At 71.4% G+C, this 20,514-nt stretch carries 21 protein-coding genes; 5 read left to right on the top strand and 16 right to left on the bottom strand.

Features of this window, described 5'->3' with window-relative positions; translation table 11 throughout:
* Nucleotides 1-157: 157 nt before the first annotated feature.
* From ACAX67_RS05075 to rsmI, 7 genes are all read right to left on the bottom strand, one after another.
* A complete protein-coding gene (locus tag ACAX67_RS05075) occupies nucleotides 158-1,996 on the bottom strand; it encodes an ABC-F family ATP-binding cassette domain-containing protein (RefSeq protein WP_370702725.1) in 1,839 nt (612 codons plus the stop codon).
* Nucleotides 1,993-2,931, bottom strand: a complete 939-nt coding sequence (locus ACAX67_RS05070; RefSeq protein ID WP_370702724.1) for a 4-(cytidine 5'-diphospho)-2-C-methyl-D-erythritol kinase — start codon at nucleotides 2,929-2,931, stop codon at nucleotides 1,993-1,995. Before ACAX67_RS05070 ends, ACAX67_RS05075 begins: the two co-directional genes overlap by 4 nt.
* Nucleotides 2,924-3,817: a 16S rRNA (adenine(1518)-N(6)/adenine(1519)-N(6))-dimethyltransferase RsmA gene (rsmA, locus tag ACAX67_RS05065; protein WP_370702723.1), complete on the bottom strand. Its 894-nt coding sequence runs from the start codon at nucleotides 3,815-3,817 to the stop codon at nucleotides 2,924-2,926. The genes ACAX67_RS05070 and rsmA overlap by 8 nt, the downstream gene beginning before the upstream one ends.
* An 18-nt stretch (nucleotides 3,818-3,835) precedes the next feature.
* On the bottom strand, nucleotides 3,836-5,017 hold the full coding sequence (locus tag ACAX67_RS05060; RefSeq protein ID WP_370702722.1) for a resuscitation-promoting factor: 1,182 nt from the start codon (nucleotides 5,015-5,017) through the stop codon (nucleotides 3,836-3,838).
* Between the two features lie 296 nt (nucleotides 5,018-5,313).
* A complete protein-coding gene (locus tag ACAX67_RS05055; protein WP_370702721.1) occupies nucleotides 5,314-6,165 on the bottom strand; it encodes a TatD family hydrolase in 852 nt (283 codons plus the stop codon).
* Complete coding sequence (locus ACAX67_RS05050) at nucleotides 6,162-7,004, bottom strand: alpha/beta fold hydrolase (protein WP_370702720.1); 843 nt, start codon at nucleotides 7,002-7,004, stop codon at nucleotides 6,162-6,164. Before ACAX67_RS05050 ends, ACAX67_RS05055 begins: the two co-directional genes overlap by 4 nt.
* Nucleotides 6,997-7,854 (bottom strand): 16S rRNA (cytidine(1402)-2'-O)-methyltransferase, encoded by an 858-nt coding sequence (gene rsmI, locus ACAX67_RS05045; protein WP_370702719.1) that lies wholly within the window; start codon nucleotides 7,852-7,854, stop codon nucleotides 6,997-6,999. The genes ACAX67_RS05050 and rsmI overlap by 8 nt, the downstream gene beginning before the upstream one ends.
* A gap of 9 nt (nucleotides 7,855-7,863) precedes the next feature.
* Between rsmI and ACAX67_RS05040 the strand changes: the two genes are divergently transcribed.
* Genes ACAX67_RS05040 through ACAX67_RS05030 form a run of 3 tightly spaced genes read left to right on the top strand, consistent with a single transcriptional unit; the run spans nucleotide 7,864 to nucleotide 10,799 of the window.
* A complete protein-coding gene (locus tag ACAX67_RS05040) occupies nucleotides 7,864-9,687 on the top strand; it encodes a dolichyl-phosphate-mannose--protein mannosyltransferase (protein WP_370702718.1) in 1,824 nt (607 codons plus the stop codon).
* 10 nt (nucleotides 9,688-9,697) lie between these two features.
* Nucleotides 9,698-10,153: a hypothetical protein gene (locus ACAX67_RS05035; protein ID WP_370702717.1), complete on the top strand. Its 456-nt coding sequence runs from the start codon at nucleotides 9,698-9,700 to the stop codon at nucleotides 10,151-10,153.
* A gap of 37 nt (nucleotides 10,154-10,190) precedes the next feature.
* Nucleotides 10,191-10,799, top strand: a complete 609-nt coding sequence (locus tag ACAX67_RS05030) for a flavodoxin family protein (RefSeq protein ID WP_370702716.1) — start codon at nucleotides 10,191-10,193, stop codon at nucleotides 10,797-10,799.
* Nucleotides 10,800-11,074: 275 nt separating this feature from the next.
* On the opposite strand, the gene ACAX67_RS05025 is transcribed toward ACAX67_RS05030, so the two are convergent.
* From ACAX67_RS05025 to ACAX67_RS05000, 6 genes are read right to left on the bottom strand one after another with little or no spacing between them, the layout of a single operon-like run.
* Nucleotides 11,075-11,347 (bottom strand): DUF7218 family protein, encoded by a 273-nt coding sequence (locus ACAX67_RS05025; RefSeq protein ID WP_370702715.1) that lies wholly within the window; start codon nucleotides 11,345-11,347, stop codon nucleotides 11,075-11,077.
* 59 nt (nucleotides 11,348-11,406) lie between these two features.
* Nucleotides 11,407-12,162, bottom strand: coding sequence for a hypothetical protein (locus tag ACAX67_RS05020; RefSeq protein WP_370702714.1), 756 nt, complete (start codon nucleotides 12,160-12,162; stop codon nucleotides 11,407-11,409).
* A 1-nt stretch (nucleotide 12,163) separates the two neighbouring features.
* On the bottom strand, nucleotides 12,164-13,393 hold the full coding sequence (locus ACAX67_RS05015) for an NRAMP family divalent metal transporter (protein ID WP_370702713.1): 1,230 nt from the start codon (nucleotides 13,391-13,393) through the stop codon (nucleotides 12,164-12,166).
* Nucleotides 13,394-13,403: 10 nt separating this feature from the next.
* Complete coding sequence (locus ACAX67_RS05010; RefSeq protein ID WP_370702712.1) at nucleotides 13,404-13,850, bottom strand: hypothetical protein; 447 nt, start codon at nucleotides 13,848-13,850, stop codon at nucleotides 13,404-13,406.
* The gene (locus ACAX67_RS05005; protein WP_370702711.1) at nucleotides 13,847-14,323 is read right to left on the bottom strand and encodes a DUF6328 family protein; all 477 of its coding nucleotides are present in this window, start codon (nucleotides 14,321-14,323) and stop codon (nucleotides 13,847-13,849) included. Before ACAX67_RS05005 ends, ACAX67_RS05010 begins: the two co-directional genes overlap by 4 nt.
* Nucleotides 14,320-15,000: a methyltransferase gene (locus ACAX67_RS05000; RefSeq protein WP_370702710.1), complete on the bottom strand. Its 681-nt coding sequence runs from the start codon at nucleotides 14,998-15,000 to the stop codon at nucleotides 14,320-14,322. The genes ACAX67_RS05005 and ACAX67_RS05000 overlap by 4 nt, the downstream gene beginning before the upstream one ends.
* A 346-nt stretch (nucleotides 15,001-15,346) precedes the next feature.
* Here ACAX67_RS05000 and ACAX67_RS04995 point away from each other — a divergent pair, with 346 nt between their 5' ends.
* Together ACAX67_RS04995 and ACAX67_RS04990 are read left to right on the top strand one after the other, a co-directional pair.
* Nucleotides 15,347-16,405 (top strand): iron-containing redox enzyme family protein, encoded by a 1,059-nt coding sequence (locus tag ACAX67_RS04995; RefSeq protein ID WP_370702709.1) that lies wholly within the window; start codon nucleotides 15,347-15,349, stop codon nucleotides 16,403-16,405.
* Nucleotides 16,402-16,614, top strand: coding sequence for a CDGSH iron-sulfur domain-containing protein (locus ACAX67_RS04990; RefSeq protein ID WP_370702708.1), 213 nt, complete (start codon nucleotides 16,402-16,404; stop codon nucleotides 16,612-16,614). Before ACAX67_RS04995 ends, ACAX67_RS04990 begins: the two co-directional genes overlap by 4 nt.
* Nucleotides 16,615-16,705: 91 nt before the next feature.
* Here ACAX67_RS04990 and ACAX67_RS04985 read toward each other — a convergent pair whose 3' ends face one another.
* The 3 genes from ACAX67_RS04985 to ACAX67_RS04975 all read right to left on the bottom strand — a co-directional run bounded on the left by ACAX67_RS04985 (nucleotide 16,706) and on the right by ACAX67_RS04975 (nucleotide 20,417).
* Nucleotides 16,706-17,509: a sigma-70 family RNA polymerase sigma factor gene (locus ACAX67_RS04985; RefSeq protein WP_370702707.1), complete on the bottom strand. Its 804-nt coding sequence runs from the start codon at nucleotides 17,507-17,509 to the stop codon at nucleotides 16,706-16,708.
* Between the two features lie 225 nt (nucleotides 17,510-17,734).
* A complete protein-coding gene (gene katG / locus ACAX67_RS04980) occupies nucleotides 17,735-19,945 on the bottom strand; it encodes a catalase/peroxidase HPI (protein WP_370702706.1) in 2,211 nt (736 codons plus the stop codon).
* 34 nt (nucleotides 19,946-19,979) lie between these two features.
* Complete coding sequence (locus ACAX67_RS04975; protein ID WP_370702705.1) at nucleotides 19,980-20,417, bottom strand: Fur family transcriptional regulator; 438 nt, start codon at nucleotides 20,415-20,417, stop codon at nucleotides 19,980-19,982.
* Nucleotides 20,418-20,514 lie beyond the last annotated feature (97 nt).

Genomic DNA, 20,514 nt, shown 5'->3' with positions numbered 1-20,514 from the left:
AGCACGTCCCATAGGTCGGCGAGAGGCACACGACTGCGATCGGCGGCGAGGGCGCCGGGCACTGCCAAGCAGGAGTCGTGTGCCTAAGCACGTCCCATAGGTCGGCGAGAGGCACACGACTGCGATCGGTGGGGGCGTCTCCGACCTCAGCCGAGCGTCACTCGAGCACGGCGGCGGCCTCGAGCCACTCCATCTCGACCGCCTCCTTCTCCTCGAGCAGCGCGCTCAGCTCGGTGCCGAGGGTCGTGAGCCGCTCCGGGTCGGTGGCGTGCTCGACCAGCGCGGCCGTCAGCTTCGCCTCCTGCTCCGCGATCCGCTCGAGCTGCTTGTCGAGGCGGGCGAGCGTCTTGCGCGCCGCACGCTCCTCGGCCGAGCCGGCCTTGGCGCGCGCGACGCCGTCGGCGGGCGGAGGTGCGCTCCCGGCGGCGGAAGGCGCGCCCGCCGAGGACGGTGCGCCGGCCGAGGACGGTGCGCCCGCCGAGGACAGTGCGACGTCGGCCGAGCGACGCTCGAGGTACTCGTCGACGCCACGAGGCAGCATCGAGATCTGGCCGTCGCCGAGGAGCGCCCAGACGGAGTCGGTGACGCGCTCGAGGAAGTAGCGGTCGTGGGAGACGACGACGAGGGTGCCGGGCCAGCCGTCGAGGAAGTCCTCGAGGACGTTGAGCGTCTCGATGTCGAGGTCGTTGGTCGGCTCGTCGAGGAGCAGCACGTTGGGCTCGGTGAGCAGCAGCCGCAGCAGCTGGAAGCGGCGGCGCTCACCACCGGAGAGGTCGCCGAGGCGCGCGGTGAGCTTGTCACCGGTGAAGCCGAAGCGCTCGAGCAGGGAGCTGGCGGTGACCTCGCCGTCGACCGTGCGGGTGACCCGCCTGATCGACTCGACGGTCGCGAGCACCCGTGCTTCGGGGTCCTCGACGTCGACGTTCTGCGACAGGTGCCGGAGTACGACGGTCCGCCCGTGCCGCACGCGTCCGTGCTGCGGCGCGAGCTCGCCGGAGAGCAGCGACAGCACCGACGTCTTGCCGGCCCCGTTGACGCCGACGATCCCGACGCGGTCGCCCGGGCCGAGGCGCCACGTGGCGTGGTCGAGAAGGACGCGCTCGCCGGCACCGGGCACGCCGCGGCGCAGGTCGACGTCCTCGAGGTCGACGACGTCCTTGCCGAGCCGCTGGGTCGCGAAGCGCTGGAGCTCGAGCCGGTCACGCGGCGGCGGCACGTCCTCGATGAGCTCGTTGGCCGCGTCGATGCGGAACTTCGGCTTCGACGTCCGCGCGGGGGCGCCGCGCCGCAACCAGGCGAGCTCCTTGCGGACGAGGTTCTGCCGGCGTACCTCCGAGGCCGCGGCCTGCCGCTGCCGTTCGGCCTTGGCCAGCACGAATGCCGCGTAGCCGCCCTCGTAGGCGTCGACGACGCCGTCGTGCACCTCCCAGGTCTGCTGGCAGACCGCGTCGAGGAACCAGCGGTCGTGGGTCACCACGACGAGCGCGGACGACCGCGAGGCGAGGTGCGACGCGAGCCACGCGACGGCCTCGACGTCGAGGTGGTTGGTCGGCTCGTCGAGGACGATCAGGTCGTGCTCGCCGATGAGCAGGCCCGCCAGCCCGCAGCGACGACGCTCACCGCCCGACAGGCCCACGACAGCGCGGTCGAGCTCGACGCCCGCGAGCAGCACGGTCACGATCTCGCGCAGCACGGGGTCGGCGGCCCACTCGTGGTCCGCACGCCCGCCGAGCACCACCTCGCGGACGGTGTGGGTGTCGGAGTAGTCGTCGCTCTGCTGGAGGTAGCCGACGAGCAGTCCGCGCTGGCGCGACACCCGGCCCTCGTCGGGCTGCTCCTCGCCCGTCATCACCCGGAGCAGCGTGGTCTTGCCGTCGCCGTTGCGGCCCACGATGCCGATCCGCTCGCCCGCCCCGACGCCGAGGGAGACGTCGGAGAGGAGCGGGCGGACGCCGTACGCCTTCGAGACGCGCTCGAGGTTGAGGAGGTTGCTCATGAGTAGGCGACCACGTGCGCGCCGGCGACCGGGCCGTGCACGACGGCGGTCTGCTCGTAGCCCCGGCCGGCGAGGCGGCCGGCGATGAGGCGCGCGTCGTCGGCGTCGCTCGCGTGGGCGAGCATCGTCGGCCCCGACCCCGACAGCAGCGCCATGATCGCGCCGCACTCGAGCGCGGCCTCGGCGGCCCGCTCGAGGTCGGGCCGCAGGTAGAAGGCGGCCGACTCGAGGTCGTTGTAGAGGAACACCTCCAGGCCCTCCGACCCCGGCGAGCGGAGCGCGTCGAGCATGGCCGGACGGATCCGGTAGTCGTGGTCGCCCTCCTCGAGGAGGTCGTAGGCACCGTAGACCGACGGTGTCGAGAGGCCCTCGTCGTTGAAGATCACCACCCACCACCACGAACCGTTGTCCTCCACCGGCGTGACGACCTCGCCGCGGCCGGTGCCGGTGGCGGTGCCGCCGACGAGCGCGAAGGGTACGTCGGAGCCGAGCTCAGCCCCGATCGCCAGCAGGTCGTCGTCGGACGTGCCGAGCGACCACAGGCGGTCGAGCGCGACGAGCGTCGCGGCGGCGTCCGCCGACCCGCCCGCCATCCCCCCGGCGACGGGGATGCTCTTGCTGATCTCGATCGCGGCGGCGCGCTCGATGCCGTGGTGCTCGACGAGCGCCCGGCCCGCACGGATCGCGATGTTGGTGTCGTCGTCGGGCACCGACGAGAGGTCGACGTGAGGCCCCTCCACCATCGTCGACACCGACCACTCCTCGGCGGAGGTGACGGTGACGTCGTCGTAGAGCGACACCGCCTGGTAGACGGTCTCCAGCGGGTGGAAGCCGTCGTCGCGCACCCGCCCGACACCGAGGTAGGCGTTGATCTTGGCGGGCGCACGCACCGTCACCGACGGTGTCGAGGCTCGCTGCGCTCGCACCTCAACCACCGCCCTCTCCTTCGGCCTCACGTGCAGAGCCTGCCAACTCCTCGGCGATACGCACGAACTGGGAGATGTCGAGCGACTCCCCGCGCGCCAGCGGATCGACCCCCGCACGGACCAGCGCGGCCTCCGCGGCCTCGCCCGATCCGGCGAGCCCGCGCAGCACGCCGCGCAGCACCTTGCGCCGCTGGGAGAACGCGGCGTCGACCACGGCGAAGACCTGCTCGCGCGGGACCGCCGTGGTGGGCGGCTCCCGTCGGGTCCAGGCGACGAGCCCGGAGTCGACGTTGGGCGCCGGCCAGAAGACGTTGCGGCCGATGGCACCGGCCCGGCGGACGTCGGCGTACCACGCGGCCTTGACCGACGGGACGCCGTACGTCTTCGAGCCGGGGGGCGCCGCCAGCCGGTCGGCGACCTCCGCCTGCACCATGACCAGGCCCTTCTCCAGCGAGGGCAGCAGGGCGAGCAGGTGCAGCAGCACCGGCACCGACACGTTGTAGGGCAGGTTGGCGACGAGCGCGGTCGGTGCGGGCCCCGGCAGGTCGGTGACCTGCAGCGCGTCGGCGAGCACGACGCGCACCCGGTCGGCCTGGTCCGGTGCGTGCTCCGCGATCGTGGCGGGCAGCGCCTCGCCGAGCACGGGGTCGATCTCGATGGCGGTCACCGACGCGCCGGTCTCGAGGAGCGCCAGCGTCAGCGAGCCGAGTCCGGGGCCGACCTCGACCACCACGTCGTCCGCGGTGACCTTGGACTCGCGGACGATGCGCCGCACGGTGTTGGCGTCGATGACGAAGTTCTGCCCGCGCTGCTTGGTCGGGCGGATGCCGAGCCGGTCGGCCAGAAGACGGACCTCCGCCGGCCCGAGGAGTCTCGGACCGGCGGAGCTCGTCATGCAGGTGAGGCTAGCGACTCAGTACGCGAGCCGGCCGCACACGGGCCACGCGCCGTAGCCGCCCGAGGCCGCGCGCACCTTCTCGGCGATCGCGATCTGGGTCTCCCGCGAGGCGTTGGACGGGAGGCCGGAGCCGCCGTACGCCTGCCAGGTGCCGAGGCTGAACTGGAGCCCGCCGTAGTAGCCGTTGCCGGTGTTGGCGGCCCAGTTGCCGCCGGACTCGCACTGGGCGATCCGGTCCCAGGCGGTGCTGCCGCCGGCGTAGTTGGAGGTCACGACCTCCTGGGTGCCGACCTCGACGATCTCGGCGACCGGCTGGGTCTTCACGTCGGAGTGCAGCAGGACGCGCTTCACGAGCTCGCCGTTGCGGAAGGTGAGCTTGTACGAGGCGTCGCGCACGCCGGCGACCCCGTCGCGGACGACGGTCTCGGTGCCCTCGGGCGACGAGCTGTCCTCGCGGGTGATCGTCGGGGCCGAGAACGACTCGCCCTTGATGTCCTTGTGCTTGATCTCGATGTCGACCCAGCGGACCTTGTCGCCGTCATCGAGCTTCTTCCCGTGCTTCGGGAAGACGAGGTCGTGCTTGTCGACCTTCACGTGCAGCGCACGGAGGGCGTCGGTCGCGGTCAGCGCCGGCACGGTCACCTTGCGCGGCTTCTTGCCGGCGAGCGTGACGGTGAGCTTCTTCGGCGTCACGACGCGCAGCTCCATGCCGCCGCGGTCGATGTCGGCGCCGCGGCTGGTGGACAGGCGGGCGCCGCGGTAGAGCGCCCCGATCTGGCCGAGCGCGTCGTCGACGTTGGTCGCCGTGACCCAGTGGGTCGTCTCCTTGCCGTCGACGGTCAGCTCGACCGGACGGCCGTAGCGCACCGAGATGCGGGTGCCGTCGGAGATGGTCTCGTCGGGGTCGGGCTGGACCACGTCGTGGGAGGTCAGCTCGATGCCCTCGGCATCGAGGACGTCGCCGACCGTGTCGCCCATGACGCGCACCTGGCGCTCCTGGCCGTCCACGGACAGCGTGACGGGGGTGCTCATCGACCGGTAGCCGGCGGTGGCGACCGCGACGGAGGTCAGGACCACGGCGGTGGTGGCGATGAGGGCGACCCTGCTGCGCGCGGCCCAGCCGAGCAGGGCGGCGGCGCGGGTCTTCAGCGAGGGAGGGGTCGAGAGGGACTGGGTAGGGTGCTCGTCAACGGGCACGGTTCTCCGAACGTCGTACTCCCCGGGCCACGGGTGCCAGCACTACTCCCGAGACAGGTGCCGCCGTACCTCATACGTACGGCGCCGCCCGTGATGCTTCTCAGTGCTGGTCGAGAGGTCCCGATCCCGGCTTTCTGCGATCTACGAGAACAAGAGCAAGCACCCGATGGCAAACCGGCGACGCCGCTTCCACGCTCAGCGGGTGACCTGTTTCACCTCGATTTCGCCTCATTGGCCCCAGCGGCCACACCCGCTTGCTTGCTTTTGTTAGCACTCTGCGAGCTGAGACCGTCCCCTCACCACGAGCCGCCGAAGGCCTGCTCGGTGGTGGCGTCGATGGCCGCGCACAGCTCGCCGAGGTCGTCACCGCGCACCTCCGCCATGGCCCGCACGGTCAGCGGCACCAGGTAGGAGGCGTTGGTGCGGCCGCGGTGCGGGTGGGGGGTCAGGTACGGCGCGTCGGTCTCGACGAGCAGCCGGTCCTGCGGCGTCACCACCAGCGCGTTGCGCAGCGGTGCGGCGTTCTTGAAGGTCACCGTGCCGGCGAAGGAGAGGTAGGCGCCGCGGTCCAGGCACTGCCGGGCGAAGTCGGCGTCACCGGAGAAGCAATGCATGACCCAGCGATCGGGCGCACCCTCGGCGTCGAGGACGTCGAGCACCTCCTGGTGCGTCTCGCGGTCGTGGATCACCAGTGTCTTGTCGAGCCGCTTGGCGATGTCGATGTGCGCCGCGAACGAGCGCACCTGGGCCGCCCGGCCCTCCTCGCCCGTGCGGAAGCTGTCGAGGCCGGTCTCTCCCACCGCGCGCACCCGCGGATGGACGGCGGCGAGCCGCTCGATCGTCTCCAGCGCGGCATCGAGGCCGCCGGCGGCATCGAGCCGCGGGGCCTCGTTGGGGTGCAGCGCGACCCCGGCCACGACCTCGGGGTGCGTGCGAGCGAGCTCGACCGCCTGCGTGGCACGACGCAGGTCGCAGCCGATCTGCACGATCCGTCGTACGCCGACGGCGACCGCCGCGTCGATCGCCTCCCGCACGTCCCACGCCTGTGCACCCGGACCACCGCGACCGATGTCGAGGTGGCAATGGTTGTCGACCACCGGGTGCGGCAGCGGCTCGGGAGCTGAGGGCAGGTCGAGGGCCTCGGTCACCCGATGATTCTCTCCAGGATCGTCTCGGCGAGCACCTCGGGCGCCTCCGTGGGGATCCAGTGCGAGAGGCCCTCGAGCACGACGAGCTCGAAGTCGCCGTCGCACCAGTCGGCCGCGTGCTCGACGGCCCAGCGCCCCAGGGCGACGTCTTCGTCGCTCCACACCATCGTGGTCGGTGCCGCGACGCGGAAGCGGACGAAGCCCGGCTTGGTGAACGGCAGGGCGCGGTAGCAGTTGAGCGAGGTCGGGAACGCGCCGTCCTCGACGATCTCGCGACGGAACCGCCGTACGTCGGCCTTGCTCATGCCGCCCTTGAGCAGCTGCACGTCGAACCACGCTGCTCGCCGCTCCACCACCAGCTCGGGGAGCAGCGGGAGCTGGATGAGGCCCATGTACCAGGACCTGAGGGCCTGGTCGGAGCGCAGCATCGCCTTCATGAACGCAGCCGGGTGCGCGACCGAGACGGCGGTGAGGGTGCGCACCTTCGCGGGGTGGTGGCCGGCGACGCACCAGGCGACCGCGGCGCCCCAGTCGTGACCCACGACGTGCACGCTGCCGCCGATCGCGTCGATGAGGGCGACGACGTCGTCGGTCAGGTCGGGCAACGTGTAGTCGCGGCGGCGCTTCGGTCGCGCGCGGGGCGAGAAGCCGCGACGGTCGGGCACGAACGTGCGGAATCCGGCGGCGTTGAGGACCGGCGTGACCTCGCCCCAGCTGGTCGCTCGCTCCGGCCAGCCGTGCAGCAGCACGACGGTCTCGCCGTCGAGCGGCCCCTCGTCGACGACGTCGAAGACCAGCCCCTCGCGCTCGACCGTGCTGATCCGATCGGCCTCAGTCATCCGTGTCCTCGCCACTGTGCACCACCTGGTAGACCTCGCGCTTGGGCAGCCCGGTCGTCCGGGCCACCGCGGCGATCGCGTCCTTGCGGGACTGGCCCTCGCCCACCAGCGCGTCGACCGCCTCCCGCAGGCTAGCGTTGTCAGTCAGGTGACTGGTAGATGCCTCCGGGGCTCCCTGCACGACGATCGTCACCTCGCCCCGTACGCCGTCGGCCGCCCACGCCACGAGCTCGGAGAGCGGGCCCCGTCGTACCTCCTCGTAGGTCTTCGTCAGCTCACGGCACACCGCTCCCGGCCGGTCGTCCCCGAACGCCTCGGCCATCGCGGCCAGCGCGGTCGCGGTGCGGTGCGGGGACTCGAAGAAGACCATCGTGCGCGGCTCGGCAGCGAGGTCGGCCAGCCGCCGGCCCCGCTCGCCGGCCTTGCGCGGCAGGAACCCCTCGAAGCAGAACCGGTCGACCGGCAGCCCGGAGACCGCCAGCGCGGTGAGCACCGCGCTCGGGCCGGGCACCGCGGTCACCCGGATGTCGGCCGCGACGGCCGCAGCCACGAGGCGGTAGCCGGGGTCGGACACCGACGGCATGCCGGCATCGGTCACGAGCACGACGCGGTCCCCCGCCTCCAGCGCCTCGAGCAGCTGGGGGGTGCGGGCCGACTCGTTGCCCTCGAAGTAGGAGACGACCCGCCCGGCGAGCTCGACGCCCAGGTCGGAGACCAGGCGGCGCAGCCGCCGCGTGTCCTCGGCGGCCACCACGTCCGCCCCGGCCAGCTCCTCGGCGAGCCGCGGCGGCGCGTCCCCCACCCGGCCGATCGGTGTCGCCGCCAGCACGAGCACACCCGGAGAGGTCACGAGACGATCATGGCAGGGACCGTAGAGTTCACCGTCGTGACGGCGACCGACGAGCGGCCCAGGCAGAAGTGGGCGGGCCTCTCACGGACGGCGGACGGGTGGCCGGTGCCGACGGCGTACGAACGCGCGCGCAGCTCTCTGCGCCGGCTGCGGCCGAGCGACCGGGCGATCGGCTGGCTGGCGCCGATCAGCGTGACCCTGGTCGCGCTCGCCCTGCGGCTCTACCACCTCGGCACCCCGGCTCGCTTCGCCTTCGACGAGACGTACTACGCCAAGGACGCCTGGTCGATGCTGCACAACGGCTATGCGCAGACCTACCTGACCGACGTCGACGGCAACACGGCCAACAAGATCGACGACGACATCCTGGCCGGGCACGTCGACCACGTCTGGACCGGCGACCCGTCGATGGCGGTGCACCCCGAGGTCGGCAAGTGGCTGATCGCGCTCGGCGAGAAGAGCTTCGGCATGGACCCGTTCGGCTGGCGCATCGCGTCGGCCGTGGTCGGCGCGCTGATGGTGCTCGTCATGTGCCGGCTGTTGCGCCGGATGACGGGCTCGACCCTGCTGGGATGCATCGGCGGCATGCTGGTGATGCTCGACGGCCTGCACTTCGTGCTGTCGCGGCTCGCGCTGCTCGACATCTTCCTGGCGTTCTTCCTGCTCTGCGGCATCCACTGCATCGTCGCGGACCGCGACTGGTTCCGCGACCGGATGGCCCGCCTGGTCGACGACGAGGCACCGCCCCGGTGGGGACCGGTCCGCGCGATGCTCTTCCGGCCGTGGCTGCTCGCCGGTGGGATCAGCTTCGGGCTGGCCTGCGGCACCAAGTGGGTCGCGATCTACCCGCTCGCGGCGTTCGGCCTGATGGTGTGGCTCTGGTCGGCCGGGGCGCGGCGCAGCTTCGGCGTGCGGTGGTCGGTGGTGAAGTCGGCGGTCGCCGACGGCGTACCGGCGTTCGTCCACCTGGTCGTCATCGGCCTGCTCGTCTACATCGCCACCTGGACCGGGTGGCTGCTCCACGCGAACGCCTTCGAGGACCACCTGAGCTCGACGCAGTACCGCCAGTACACCGGCCACGGCCACTGCGCGAAGGACGACGACTCCTACATCGCCACCGACCTCGACCGCAGCAAGCGTTGGCCGACCGCGACGGAGCCCGACGCGCACGGCCCCGCGGAGCTGTGGCAGTCGCTGCGCTCGCTCTGGTACTACCACCAGGACGTCTACACGTTCCACACGCACTTCCTGAACTGCTCGACGCACACCTACGCCTCGAAGCCCTCGAGCTGGCTGCTGCTCAACCGGCCGGTCGGCGTCGCCGTCACCAACGACATCCAGCCGGAGAACCGCGAGCTCAGCGCCGACGACCAGAACCTGCCGCGCGACCCCGCCTGCGACGCCGCGCCGGGCGAGGACTGCATCCGGCAGGTGCTCCTCATCGGCACGCCGATGATCTGGTGGACCGGCTGCATCGCGTTGCTCTTCGGCGTGGTGATGTGGATCGGCCGGCGGGACTGGCGCTACGGCGTCGCGGTGGTCGGCACGTTGTCGACCTGGCTGCCGTGGCTGCAGTACGACGACCGCCCCATCTTCCTCTTCTACGCGATCGCGATCCTGCCCTTCGTCGCGATGGCGCTGACGCTCTCGATCGGCACCCTGATCGGGCCGTCACGCCTGCCGTCGACCCGACGCACGGTCGGGGTGGTGGTCAGCGGCGCGTTCCTGGTGCTGGTGCTGGTGAACTTCGCGTGGTTCTGGCCGATCTGGACCAACGGGCTGCTCACGACGAGCGAGTGGCTCGACCGCATCTGGTTCTCGCGATGGGTGTAGGAAGACCGTCATGAAGCGTCCGTTCCTCCTCGCTACCGTCGCGGCCGCCGTCGTGGTCGTCGTCGTGGTGCTCGTGCTGGTCGTGGCGTCGGGAGACGGCGACTCCGACGGCAGCGGCGCCGACCGCACGACGACGAGCTCGGGGCCGGCCGTCGTCTCCGACGACGACTGGTGCGCGGGCTGGGACCGGGTCGTGCAGACCCAGGGCGCCTACGTGGCTGACCCGACGTCCACCAACGCCGACGCGGTCCTCGCGGCGGTCAGCGCGCTGCAGGACCTCGGCGTGCCCGAGAGCCTCGACCCCGCCGGCTACACCGAGCTCGGCGCGGTGCTCGACGACGTGCACGGCAGCGTCGACCCCTCGTTCACCCCGTCGATCGCGCCGTCGGAGCCGGCCGACGTGGAGAGCGACAACGCAGCCCAGGCGCCGTTCGGCGCCTGGCTGGCGCAGTACTGCCCGCGCTGACCGGGTAGGGCCCGATGGGTGGGGGTACCGGGCCACGATGACCGACCTCACCGCACTCGTCCTGTCCTGCACGCTCAAGCCGTCGCCCGCGCCGTCGAGCTCGGTCGCACTGGGCGAGCAGCTGCTCACCGCATTGGGCGAGCACGGTGTCGCCGGGTCGCTCGTGCGGGTCCGTGACCACGACGTGCGGTTCGGCGTCAGCACCGACGAGGGCGACGGCGACGCCTGGCCGACGATCCGCGAGCAGGTGCTGGCCAGCGACATCCTGGTGATCGCGACGCCGATCTGGATGGGCCAGCCGTCCTCGGTCTGCAAGATGGTGCTCGAGCGGCTCGACGCCGAGCTGTCCGAGACCGACGACGAGGGGCGGATGTCGACCTACGGCAAGGTCGCCGCCGTCGCGGTCGTGGGCAACGAGGACGGCGCCCACCACGTGACCGCCGAGTGCCTCCAGGCGCTGAACGACGTCGGCTTCAGCGTGGCGGCCAACGGGTCGACGTACTGGGTCGGCGAGGCGATGCAGGGCACCGACTACAACGACCTCGACGAGACGCCCGAGAAGACCGCGAGCACGACGAAGACCGCCGCCGCCAACACCGCCCACCTCGCACGCCTCCTCAAGGAGAGCGGCTACCCGCCGGCCTGAGGAGGTCGCCGCTGGTCGAGGAGTGTGGTCGCTGGTCGAGGAGGCCGGTCGCTGGTCGAGGAAGTCGCCCAGAGCGGCCGCTGGTCGAGGAGGTCGCGCTAGCGACCGCTGGTCGAGGAGGTCGCGCGCGACCGCTGGTCGAGGAGGTCGCGCTAGCGACCGTCACGAGACCCGGTGAGATACCCGCCGACCCCACGCCCGCGGCCAGGCGCAGGCGTCTCGATACGTCCTCGCCCAGGGGCTCGGACAACTCGACGAGCGGGAGGGCCGGCTCCTCAGTGGTTGCGCAGGGCCTTGATCAGCTCGCCCTTGCGCATTCCGGAGCGCCCGTCGATGCCGATCTCGGCAGCGCGCTTGCGCAGCTTGTCGACGGTCCAGTCCTCGTAGTCGCCGGACTTCCCGCCTCGGCTGCTGACCTTCTTCTTGCCCTGGGCCGCGCCGGCGTTCGCGATGCGGGCGGCCTTCTCCTTGCTGGCCCCGTCGCGCCGCAGGGCCTCGTAGGTCTTGTCGTCCTTGACGCTGGGACCGGGCTTCTTACCGGCAGGCATCGGACTCCTCCTCCGTTCGTCGGCAGCACGGAGAGGTTCGGTACCCGCAACGCCGGAGGTCAAGCGGGGCCGTCAGCGGACCGGTCGACCACCGGCCGGACCGCCGCACCCGCCGCGACCCGCACCACCCCGGCGTCCCAGTCGACCTCGACACCGTCGCCGACCTCGACGAGCCGCGAGTGCCGGTGCAACCACCGCACGACGGAAGCGATCAACCACGGACCGCGCTCCGGCGACCGCTCGTAGCCGAGCATCGAGCCCGGCCGGCCCCGGCCGACGAGCAGCGCGCCGACCTGCACGCCGGATGCTCCGGCTCGGCTGCGCAGGCGTACGTCGAGCACGCGCGCGTGGTGCGAGGCGGCACCCGCATCGGGCGGGAGGTCGACCCGCATCGCCAGCAGCGTCGAGAGGCGGTGCCGGACCGGATGCCCGACCTCGTCGATGCGGCTGCGCAGCAGTCCGTCCCGCTCCACGCTCAGGTGGACCCCGCTGGTCACGTCGTCGACGAGGTCGATCTCCACGACGCCCGGCTGGTAGCGCTCGGCGAACGCCGGCGCGAGCCGCGCCCACGAGCGGAAGGCGTGCGCACCGAAGCGCGGCAGCAGCGCCGCCATCCCCACCAGCAGCGCCGTCGGGACCAACCGTCCGTCCGGGTCCTCGACGAGCTCGATGTCGTCGACCTTGCCGACCAGCTGGCCGTTGGAGTCGACGATCTGCCGGTCCAGCAGGTGCAGCACCGCGTCGAAGCCGGCATCGGGCCAGCCGTCGATCGGGCCGGGGTGGTCCGGCCGGAAGTCGTGCATCTCCGCACCCACGTCACTGCCCCATCTTCGTGATCACCATCAACGGCAGCGCCGCGACCGACGCGATGACGATGAGGACCAGGTAGCCGGACGCGAGCACGTTGGTCACGCGCCCGTTGGTGTGCTCGCCGAGGTAGTCCGGGTCGTTGGCCACGACCAGGATCGGGAAGTACGTCAGGGGCAGCGCGATGGCGGAGAACACCACCGAGAACTCCGTGACCAGGATCGGGTCGACCATCGTCATCAGCACCCCGGCCGCGAGCAGCACGCTGACCACGATCGTCGCGTGGAAGGCCCCGGCGAGCTGCGGCTTGACGTACTTGCCCCACTGCCAACCGCCGTACTGCGCGAGGCTGTAGCCGACGGAGAGCCCCGTCTCGCAGGCCGCGCCGAAGGTGGCGGCGACGAAGCCGAGGATGACGATGGCGAGACCGATCTTGCCCAGCGCCACGGCCACCGGCAGCCCCACCTGACCGAGGGTGTCGACGGAGATGCCGAGCGGGCTGTAGACCGTGGTCGCGGCCGCCGCGATCGAGAGGGAGAGGATGCCGCCAAGCGGGAAGCCGATGAACACGTTGGTGCGCATCGTGACGATGTCCTTGGTCGTCCAGCGTTCCTCGACCCCGCCCGAGGAGAAGAAGAACACCTCGTACGGCGTCATCGCGGCCCCGAAGAGCGCGATCGCGTAGTACGCGTAGGTCGTCCAGCTCTCCCCCAGCGGCTTGTCGGCGGTCGCCATCTGGTGACCGAGGTGCCCCCAGTCGGGGTGCAGCTGCCAGGCCGCCACGCTGAAGACGATCAGGGAGAGACCGAGGAGGCCGAGCACGTTCTCCATCAGCGAGAACTTCGCGCGCCACAGGACCAGCCACACGAGCAGGGCGACGACAGGGACCCAGGCCAGGTAGTAGACCGACGTGACCAGCTCGAGCGCGAGGGCGACGCCGCCGATCTCCGCGATGAACGTGAGCAGCGTGACCGCGATGGACCCCACCAGGTTGAGCAGGCCGACCCGGGGCCCGAGCCGCTCGCGGACCAGGTCGAAGGTGGCGCGGTGGCTGACGGCCGCGATCCGGCCGGACATCTCGGCGAAGATGCAGATGCCCGCGACGCCCACGACGACGGCCCAGCCCAGCGACATGCCGAACCGGGACCCCACCAACGCGTTGGTGACCAGGTCCCCGATGTCCACGAACCCGCCGATGGCGGTGAGGACGCCGAGGGCGACGGCCAGGTAGCGCTTCACGGCCGCCGCCTCACAACGCTGCCTTCCGCCGGTCGAGGGCGGCGTGCAGCCGGCCCAGCTCGCGCCGCAGGTGCGGGACGTCGTACCGCTCGTCGACGACGGCCTCCCGCGCCTGCTGCACCGCCTCGGTGGCACGGCCGATCAGCGACAGGACCTTGTCGGGCAGCCCGCCGAGCGATGCCGGAGCCTGGAGCGACGACAGCTTCTCCTCGGCCTTGGACGCGGCCTCCTCGGCGTCGGCAGCCATGGTGACGCCGTACGACGAGGGCACCTTCCCCGCGTCCAGCTGACCGAGCACCAAGCGGGCAGTGGCGACCTCGCTCGAGACGTCGTCGAGCGTCTGGCGGGCCTGGTCCCGCCAGTCCGCGGGCCCGGGTTGGCTGACGGTGCACCCGGTGACGAGGCACCCCGTGACCAGCAGCAGGAGAAGGGAGAGGGTGACGACGAGACGGCTCATCGTCGCCTCGCCACCAGCGGCACCCCCAGCCACAGGCTCGTGAAGACGGTGAGGACGGCCAGCGAGGCGATGATGCCGGCCGTCGTGCCCAGCACGACGTCGAAGACGAGGAGCACCACCGCTGCCGACACGAGCGCCAGCCCCGCGAGCCCGACGCGTGCGCTCACGTTCGCCGCCTCGACCATCCAGGGCCGCTGCTGCTGCCGGAAGAGAACACGGTGGAACGACACGGGCGCCACGATCAGGCAGGTGGTCATCACCGATCCGGACAGGACGCAGAGGTAGATCGTGCGTTGGGTGTGGTCGAGGTCGGCGAACCGGTCGCTGAAGGGCACGGTGAGCAGGAAGCCCGTCAGGATCTGCACACCGGTCTGCATGACCCGCAGCTCCTGGAGCAGCTCGTTCCAGTTGCGGGCGAGCTGCTCGGACGGACGGGTGCGGCCGGCGGACGTGGTGGGACGCCCGTCGCTCAACGCCGCGCCCCCGACGGGGGCTGCGCACCATCGGCCGCCGGGTCCGGGCCGATGTCGACGAGCATGCCGCCCGGTCGGTAGTCGCGCACCTCGCGCACCACCCACCGCGGGTGCTTCCCGGTGCGGCCCTCGAGGAGTGCGCGGACGACGTCGACCTGCTGGGGCGTGCCGAGCTGGGCGACGACGTGGCCGCCCGGCATCAGGTGACGCAGCGCCACCCCGAGACCGAGCACCAGCAGCGCGGTGCCGTCGATGCCGCCGTCGACCGTGCTGGGCGGGTGGTCCTCGTCGGCCACCTCCGCCGACGGCACCCATGGCGGGTCGAGGATCACCAGCGCGACCCGCTCGTCGTCGGCGAGGGCGTCGGCCATCGACGCCGCACGGACGTCGGAGGTCATCCCCGTGGCTGCCGCGTTCCGGCGTACGTACGCAGCAGCCACGGGGTCGCGGTCGACCTGGATGAGAGGTCGACCAGTCATGATGGCCGCGAGGAGCCCGATCTGGCCGGCGCCACAGCACAGCTCGAGGAGGGGACCGTCCGGACACGATGCCGAGAGCGCGGCGGCCCAGTGGCTCTGGGCGGTCGTCCACGGCCTCGGCCGCATGATGCGGCGGTCCCACTGGACGTTGAGGTCCCCGAAGGCGGCGATCTCCGTTTCCACGTCCACAGCGGTCATGGAGCCGAGGTACCCGTCGTCGGTTTCCTCATTCTCGAGATTCTCCGAGATCCCGACGGTCGTTCGCTGGGTGTCGCGCATGGGCCGCCGATACCCCGTGGGAGGGGTCCCGATCCGCGCTCCGATCGGGTGGGAGAACTCGGTGGGTCGCCCTCGATCGCGACGGATGCGGCCGCCGGAGCCGGGTACCAAGGGGTCGATCGACACGCGCGGCCTGTCGGCGACGAGACCGCCGGCCGACTGGCCCGGCCCACCGGGGTTCTCTCGTCCGAAGCCCCGGTCGCGGTTGGCTCCGGGCTGGTCGGTCGGTTCTCGTGACGCTTGCCGATCAGAGGAGAGGGACCTCATGACGATCTCACCGCCTGGCCCCCACGCCGTGCCCACGCCCGACGCGACAGCGCACGGGCTGCCCCGACCCTGCGGACCGATCAGCGAGGCCGTCGTACGCGCTCTGACGGCGCCGCCGGGCCGACGCCGCGTGCCGCAGCCCTCCGACGTCCGCGCCGTGGGCGACCCGTTGACCGACCGTGACTTCCAGCTCGGGCTCTGGATGCTCTACGAGATGCACTTCCGCGGCTTCGACGACGTGGACCCGTTCCTGGAGTGGGACCCCCTGCTCCTCGCAGCACGCCGCTCGCTCGAGATGGTCTTCGAGCGCGCGCTGCGCGAGCTGGCCGAGCCCGACGACGACCTCCCGACCTCCGCGGACGAGGTGACGACGGCGCTGCTGCGCGTCACCACCGACGCGACCGAGCCCGCGCTCGCCGCCTACCTGGCGCGGGAGGCGACCGAGGACCAGTTCCGCGCCTACCTCGCCCAGCGTGCGGTCTTCCACCTGCGCGAGGCCGACGTCGAGTGCCTGCTGCTGGCGCGGCTCAGCGGCGCGCCCAAGGCGGCCCTGGCCGAGATCCAGTACGACGAGCTGGGTGCCGGCCGCGCCGACCGGCTGCACGCCGACCTCTTCGCCCGGGCGCTGGAGAGCCTCGACATGCCGACCGACATCACGACGTACGTCGACGGGGCCGACGCCACGACCCTGGCGACCGTCAACGCGGGCACGATGCTCAACCTCCACCGCCGGCTCCGCGGCGCCGCGGCAGGTCACTTCGCGGCGTTCGAGGCCACGAGCTCGGTGCCGTGCAAGCTGATCGCGGCCGGAGCCGACCGCCTGGGCCTGCCGCCGGAGGTCGCGACCTACTACACCGAGCACGTCGAGGCCGACTCGGTGCACGAGCAGGTCGCGATCAACGCGCTCTGCGGAGAACTGGTCGCCGCGGACCCGACGCTCGGGCCCGACGTGCTCCTGGGCGCCTCGATCTGCCTCGCGGTCCACACCGTCGCGAGTGACGTCATGCTGGCCGCCTGGCGCGAGGGGTCCGCACCTGAGGAGGAGATCGCCTCATGAGCGACGACAGCGCTGGGACCCGGGTGAGCGTGACGCCCTGCAAGGGCGGCCCGCTCCTCCTGCGGGGCGCCACCGAGATCGAGGACGAGGACGGGCAGGTGCACCCCGTCGTACGACCCGTGGTGGCGTTGTGCCGGTGCTACCGCACCGAGAGCCCGCCGTGGTGCGACAGCTCGCACAAGACCCCTCGGCGGTCCGCCGGCTCCTGAGGCCGGTGACGCCGAGCTGAGACGAAGAACGGGATGGCCGAGGTGAAGACCTCGGCCATCCCGTGGCAGGAAAGCGTGCCCGACGGGGGAATCAGGCAGCCTTCTTCGTCGTCGTGCGCCGGCGACGACCGGAGATCTCCTTGCGGAGATCGGTGAGGATCCGCTGGAGCAGGCGGGAGACCTGGACCTGCGTCACGCCGAGCTCGTCGGCGATCTGCTGCTGGGTCTTCTGCTCGTAGAAGCGCATCCGCAGGATCTCGCGGTCGCGCATCTTCAACCGGCGGCAGGCCGGGGCGAGGACCGCGACGGCCTCGGAGTGCTGGAACCCCATGTCCTCGGTGGGCAGCCGATCGATCCAGGCGTAGTCCGAGTCACCGCCCGGCGCGGTCTCGTGCAGCGAGTCGGGCGTCGACAGGGTCGCGCACTCGTAGGCCTCGAGCACGTCCTCGGTGGCACAACCGACCTCGGCAGCGACCTCGCTGGGCCGCGGCGGCCGACCGAGCTTCTGGGTCAGCAGCTCCTCGGTCGCTGCGATGCGCGGTCGCAGCTCCTGGATGCGCCGCGGCGGACGCACCGTCCAGGTGGCGTCGCGGAAGTAGCGCTTCAGCTCACCCAGGATGCTCGGCACCGCGAAGACCAGCAGGTCGTCGCCCCGCGCGGGGTCGAAGTTCTGCACGGCCTTGGTGAGCGCGAGGCAGGCGACCTGCTCGAGCTCCTCACGCGGTTGGCCACGGTTGCGGTAGCGCGACGCGAGAGCGTGCGCGACCGGGATGTTGATGACGATGACCTCGTCCAGCAGCATGGCGCGACGAGCGGGCTCAGCATCGACCGCTTCGGCCAACAGTGCTGCAGTGCGTTGCTTGCGTTCGTCCGACGGGACAGTCTTGTACGGCATGTTCGGTTACTCCCGTTATCGAGAGCTGACGTGGCGGTTGGCTCGGCCACTGGTGCGGTGCCGGCTCGAACGGCCGGCTCCGCGGGGGGTACTAGGTGACCATAGTCCTAAATGACTAGAAGGACTAGTCCTCCCGGAAAAGTTCTCGCCGTGCGCTCCGCAAATGCGGGAAACCGCCAGTCACTGGGTGACTGACGGTTTCCCGGATGTGGCGCAGCTGTCGCCTCAGGCGTCGAAGCGGTCGGCCTCCATGACCTTGGTCCAGGCCGCCACGAAGTCCGCGACGAACTTCTCCCGCGCGTCGTCGCTGGCGTAGACCTCCGCCAGCGCACGGAGCTGCGAGTTCGACCCGAAGACGAGGTCGGCCGCGGTCGCCGTACGGACGACCTCGCCGGAGGCCCGGTCGCGACCCTCGTAGACCTGGTCGCCGGACTCGGCGACCTTCCACTCCACCCCCATGTCGAGCAGGTTGGTGAAGAAGTCCGCGGTGAGCACGCCGACGCGGTCGGTGAAGACACCGTGCTTCGACTGGCCGTGGTTGGCGCCGAGCACCCGCATGCCGCCGAGGAGCACGGTCATCTCCGGTGCGGACAGGTCGAGCATGTAGGCCCGCTCGACCAGCAGCCGCTCCAGCGGGGTCTTCTCGCCGGTCCGCGCGTAGTTGCGGAACGCGTCGGCCCGGGGCTCGAGGACCTCGAACGACTCGACGTCGGTCTGCTCCTGGGTCGCATCGGTCCGACCGGGACGGAAGGGTACGGCGACGTCGACCCCGCCGTCCTTGGCGGCCTTCTCGATCGCGGCGTTGCCGGCGATCACGATGAGGTCGGCCAGCGAGACCTGGGCGCCACCGGCGCCGTTGAACTCTGCCTGGATCTCCTCGAGCGTCGACAGCACCGTCGCGAGGTCGGCCGGGTTGTTGACGTCCCAGTCCTTCTGCGGAGCCAGCCGGACACGGGCACCGTTGGCGCCGCCGCGCTTGTCGGTGTTGCGGTAGGTCGAGGCCGAGGCCCATGCCGCGGACACCAGCTGCGGCACGCTGAGCCCGCTCTCGAGCACCTTGGCCTTCAGCGCCGCCACGTCGGCGTCGGCCACGAGCTCGCCGGAGACGGCCGGCACGGGGTCCTGCCAGATCTGGGGCTCGGCCACCCACGGGCCGAGGTAGCGCTCGATCGGGCCCATGTCGCGGTGGAGCAGCTTGTACCAGGCCTTGGCGAAGGCGAGCCGGAACTCCTCGGGGTTCTCGAGGAACCGCTGCGAGATCGGACCGTAGATCGGGTCGAAACGCAGCGCGAGGTCGGTCGTGAGCATCGTGGGCAGCCGCTTCGGCGAGTCGGCGGCGGGGCCGGGGATGATCGCCTCGGCGTCCTTCGCCACCCACTGGTGGGCGCCGGCGGGGCTCTTCGACAGCTCCCACTCGTAGCCGAAGAGGATCTCGAAGAACCGGTTGCTCCACTGGGTGGGCTTGTCGGTCCAGGTGACCTCGAGGCCGCTGGTGATCGCGTCGGCACCCTTGCCGCTGGCGTAGGCACTCTTCCAGCCGAGGCCCTGCTCCTCGAGCGAGGCGCCCTCGGGCTCCGCGCCGACGAGGTCGGGGTCGCCCGCGCCGTGGGTCTTGCCGAAGGTGTGGCCGCCCGCGATGAGCGCGACGGTCTCCTCGTCGTTCATCGCCATCCGGCCGAAGGTCTCCCGGATGTCACGGCCGGCGGCGACCGGGTCGGGGTTGCCGTTGGGGCCCTCGGGGTTGACGTAGATCAGGCCCATCTGGACGGCGCCGTAGGGCTCGGCCAGGTCGCGCTCGCCGCTGTAGCGGTCGTCGCCCAGCCAGGTGTCCTCGAAGCCCCAGTCGTTCTCCTCCGGCTCCCACACGTCCTCGCGACCGAAGCCGAAGCCGAACGTCTCGAAGCCCATGTCCTCGAGCGCCACGTTGCCGGCGAGCACGAGCAGGTCGGCCCACGAGATCTTCTGGCCGTACTTCTTCTTCACCGGCCACAGCAGGCGGCGAGCCTTGTCGAGGTTGCCGTTGTCGGGCCAGCTGTTGAGCGGCGCGAACCGCTGCTCGCCCGCACCGGCGCCGCCGCGACCGTCGAAGGTGCGGTAGGTGCCGGCGGCGTGCCAGCTCAGCCGGATCATCAGGCCGCCGTAGTGACCGAAGTCAGCCGGCCACCAGTCCTGCGAGTCGTGCAGCACCGCGGCGACGTCGGCCTTGAGCGCCTCGACGTCGAGCTTCGCGAACTCCGCCGCGTAGTCGAAGTCCTCGCCGAGCGGGTTGGTCGCGGGCGCCTGCTTGTGCAGCACGGTCAGGTCCAGCGCGTTGGGCCACCAGTCCTGGATGGTGCGCGGCGAGGACGTCTTGGGCGTCGGGGAGTCGAGAGCCGGGTTCTCGCTCTCGCTGCCCTGGCTGGTCACGCCGTGGTCGACGGGACACTGGTCGGTCATGAGGACGACACCTTTCGAAGGGGGTTGCTGGACTTCAGAGTCGTGCGGTGGAGCAGTCGGGGCAGGTGCCCCAGTAGATGACCTCGGCCTCGTCGATCACGAAGCCGTTGTCGGCGGAGGCGGTCAAGCAGGGGACCTCGCCGACGGCGCAGTCGACGTCGCCGATCGCGCCGCAGCGGCGGCACACGACGTGGTGGTGGTTGTCACCGACGCGCGTCTCGTAGCGCGCCACCGATCCTGACGGCTGGATCCGACGGATCAGTCCGGCCGTGGTCAGGGCGCGCAGGACGTCGTACACGGCCTGGTGCGAGACGTCGCCACCTTGGGTGGTGTCGGCACGCACCGCCGCGATCAGGGCGTCGGTGTCGGCGTGCGGCTGCGCGTGCACCGCCGCGAGCACGGCGACCCGGGGTCGGGTCACCCGCAGCTCGGCACCCCGGAGCAGCTGCTCGAAGTCGGGGGCCGGGGTCACGGATCCAGTCCTATCGGGTTTTCTTGAATCATTCAAGACTGACGCGCGACAGATTCACCGTCCGGACGGTGAAACTGTCGCTGGGACGACGCAATTG

It is taken from the genome of Nocardioides candidus (assembly GCF_041321175.1).
Taxonomy (GTDB): Bacteria; Actinomycetota; Actinomycetes; order Propionibacteriales; family Nocardioidaceae; genus Nocardioides.
This window is presented reverse-complemented; position numbering and strand designations above follow the sequence as displayed.

Coding starts and splice junctions, on each gene's coding strand:
- ACAX67_RS05035 (WP_370702717.1), top strand. CDS start 9,698: ATGAAGCGTCCGTTCCTCCTCGCTACCGTCGCGGCCGCCGTCGTGGTC.
- ACAX67_RS05025 (WP_370702715.1), bottom strand. CDS start 11,347: ATGCCTGCCGGTAAGAAGCCCGGTCCCAGCGTCAAGGACGACAAGACC.
- ACAX67_RS04985 (WP_370702707.1), bottom strand. CDS start 17,509: ATGCCGTACAAGACTGTCCCGTCGGACGAACGCAAGCAACGCACTGCA.
- rsmA (WP_370702723.1), bottom strand. CDS start 3,817: ATGACGAGCTCCGCCGGTCCGAGACTCCTCGGGCCGGCGGAGGTCCGT.
- katG (WP_370702706.1), bottom strand. CDS start 19,945: ATGACCGACCAGTGTCCCGTCGACCACGGCGTGACCAGCCAGGGCAGC.
- ACAX67_RS05040 (WP_370702718.1), top strand. CDS start 7,864: ATGGCAGGGACCGTAGAGTTCACCGTCGTGACGGCGACCGACGAGCGG.
- ACAX67_RS05010 (WP_370702712.1), bottom strand. CDS start 13,850: ATGAGCCGTCTCGTCGTCACCCTCTCCCTTCTCCTGCTGCTGGTCACG.
- ACAX67_RS04995 (WP_370702709.1), top strand. CDS start 15,347: ATGACGATCTCACCGCCTGGCCCCCACGCCGTGCCCACGCCCGACGCG.
- ACAX67_RS04990 (WP_370702708.1), top strand. CDS start 16,402: ATGAGCGACGACAGCGCTGGGACCCGGGTGAGCGTGACGCCCTGCAAG.
- ACAX67_RS05075 (WP_370702725.1), bottom strand. CDS start 1,996: ATGAGCAACCTCCTCAACCTCGAGCGCGTCTCGAAGGCGTACGGCGTC.
- ACAX67_RS05030 (WP_370702716.1), top strand. CDS start 10,191: ATGACCGACCTCACCGCACTCGTCCTGTCCTGCACGCTCAAGCCGTCG.
- ACAX67_RS05050 (WP_370702720.1), bottom strand. CDS start 7,004: ATGACTGAGGCCGATCGGATCAGCACGGTCGAGCGCGAGGGGCTGGTC.
- ACAX67_RS05000 (WP_370702710.1), bottom strand. CDS start 15,000: ATGACCGCTGTGGACGTGGAAACGGAGATCGCCGCCTTCGGGGACCTC.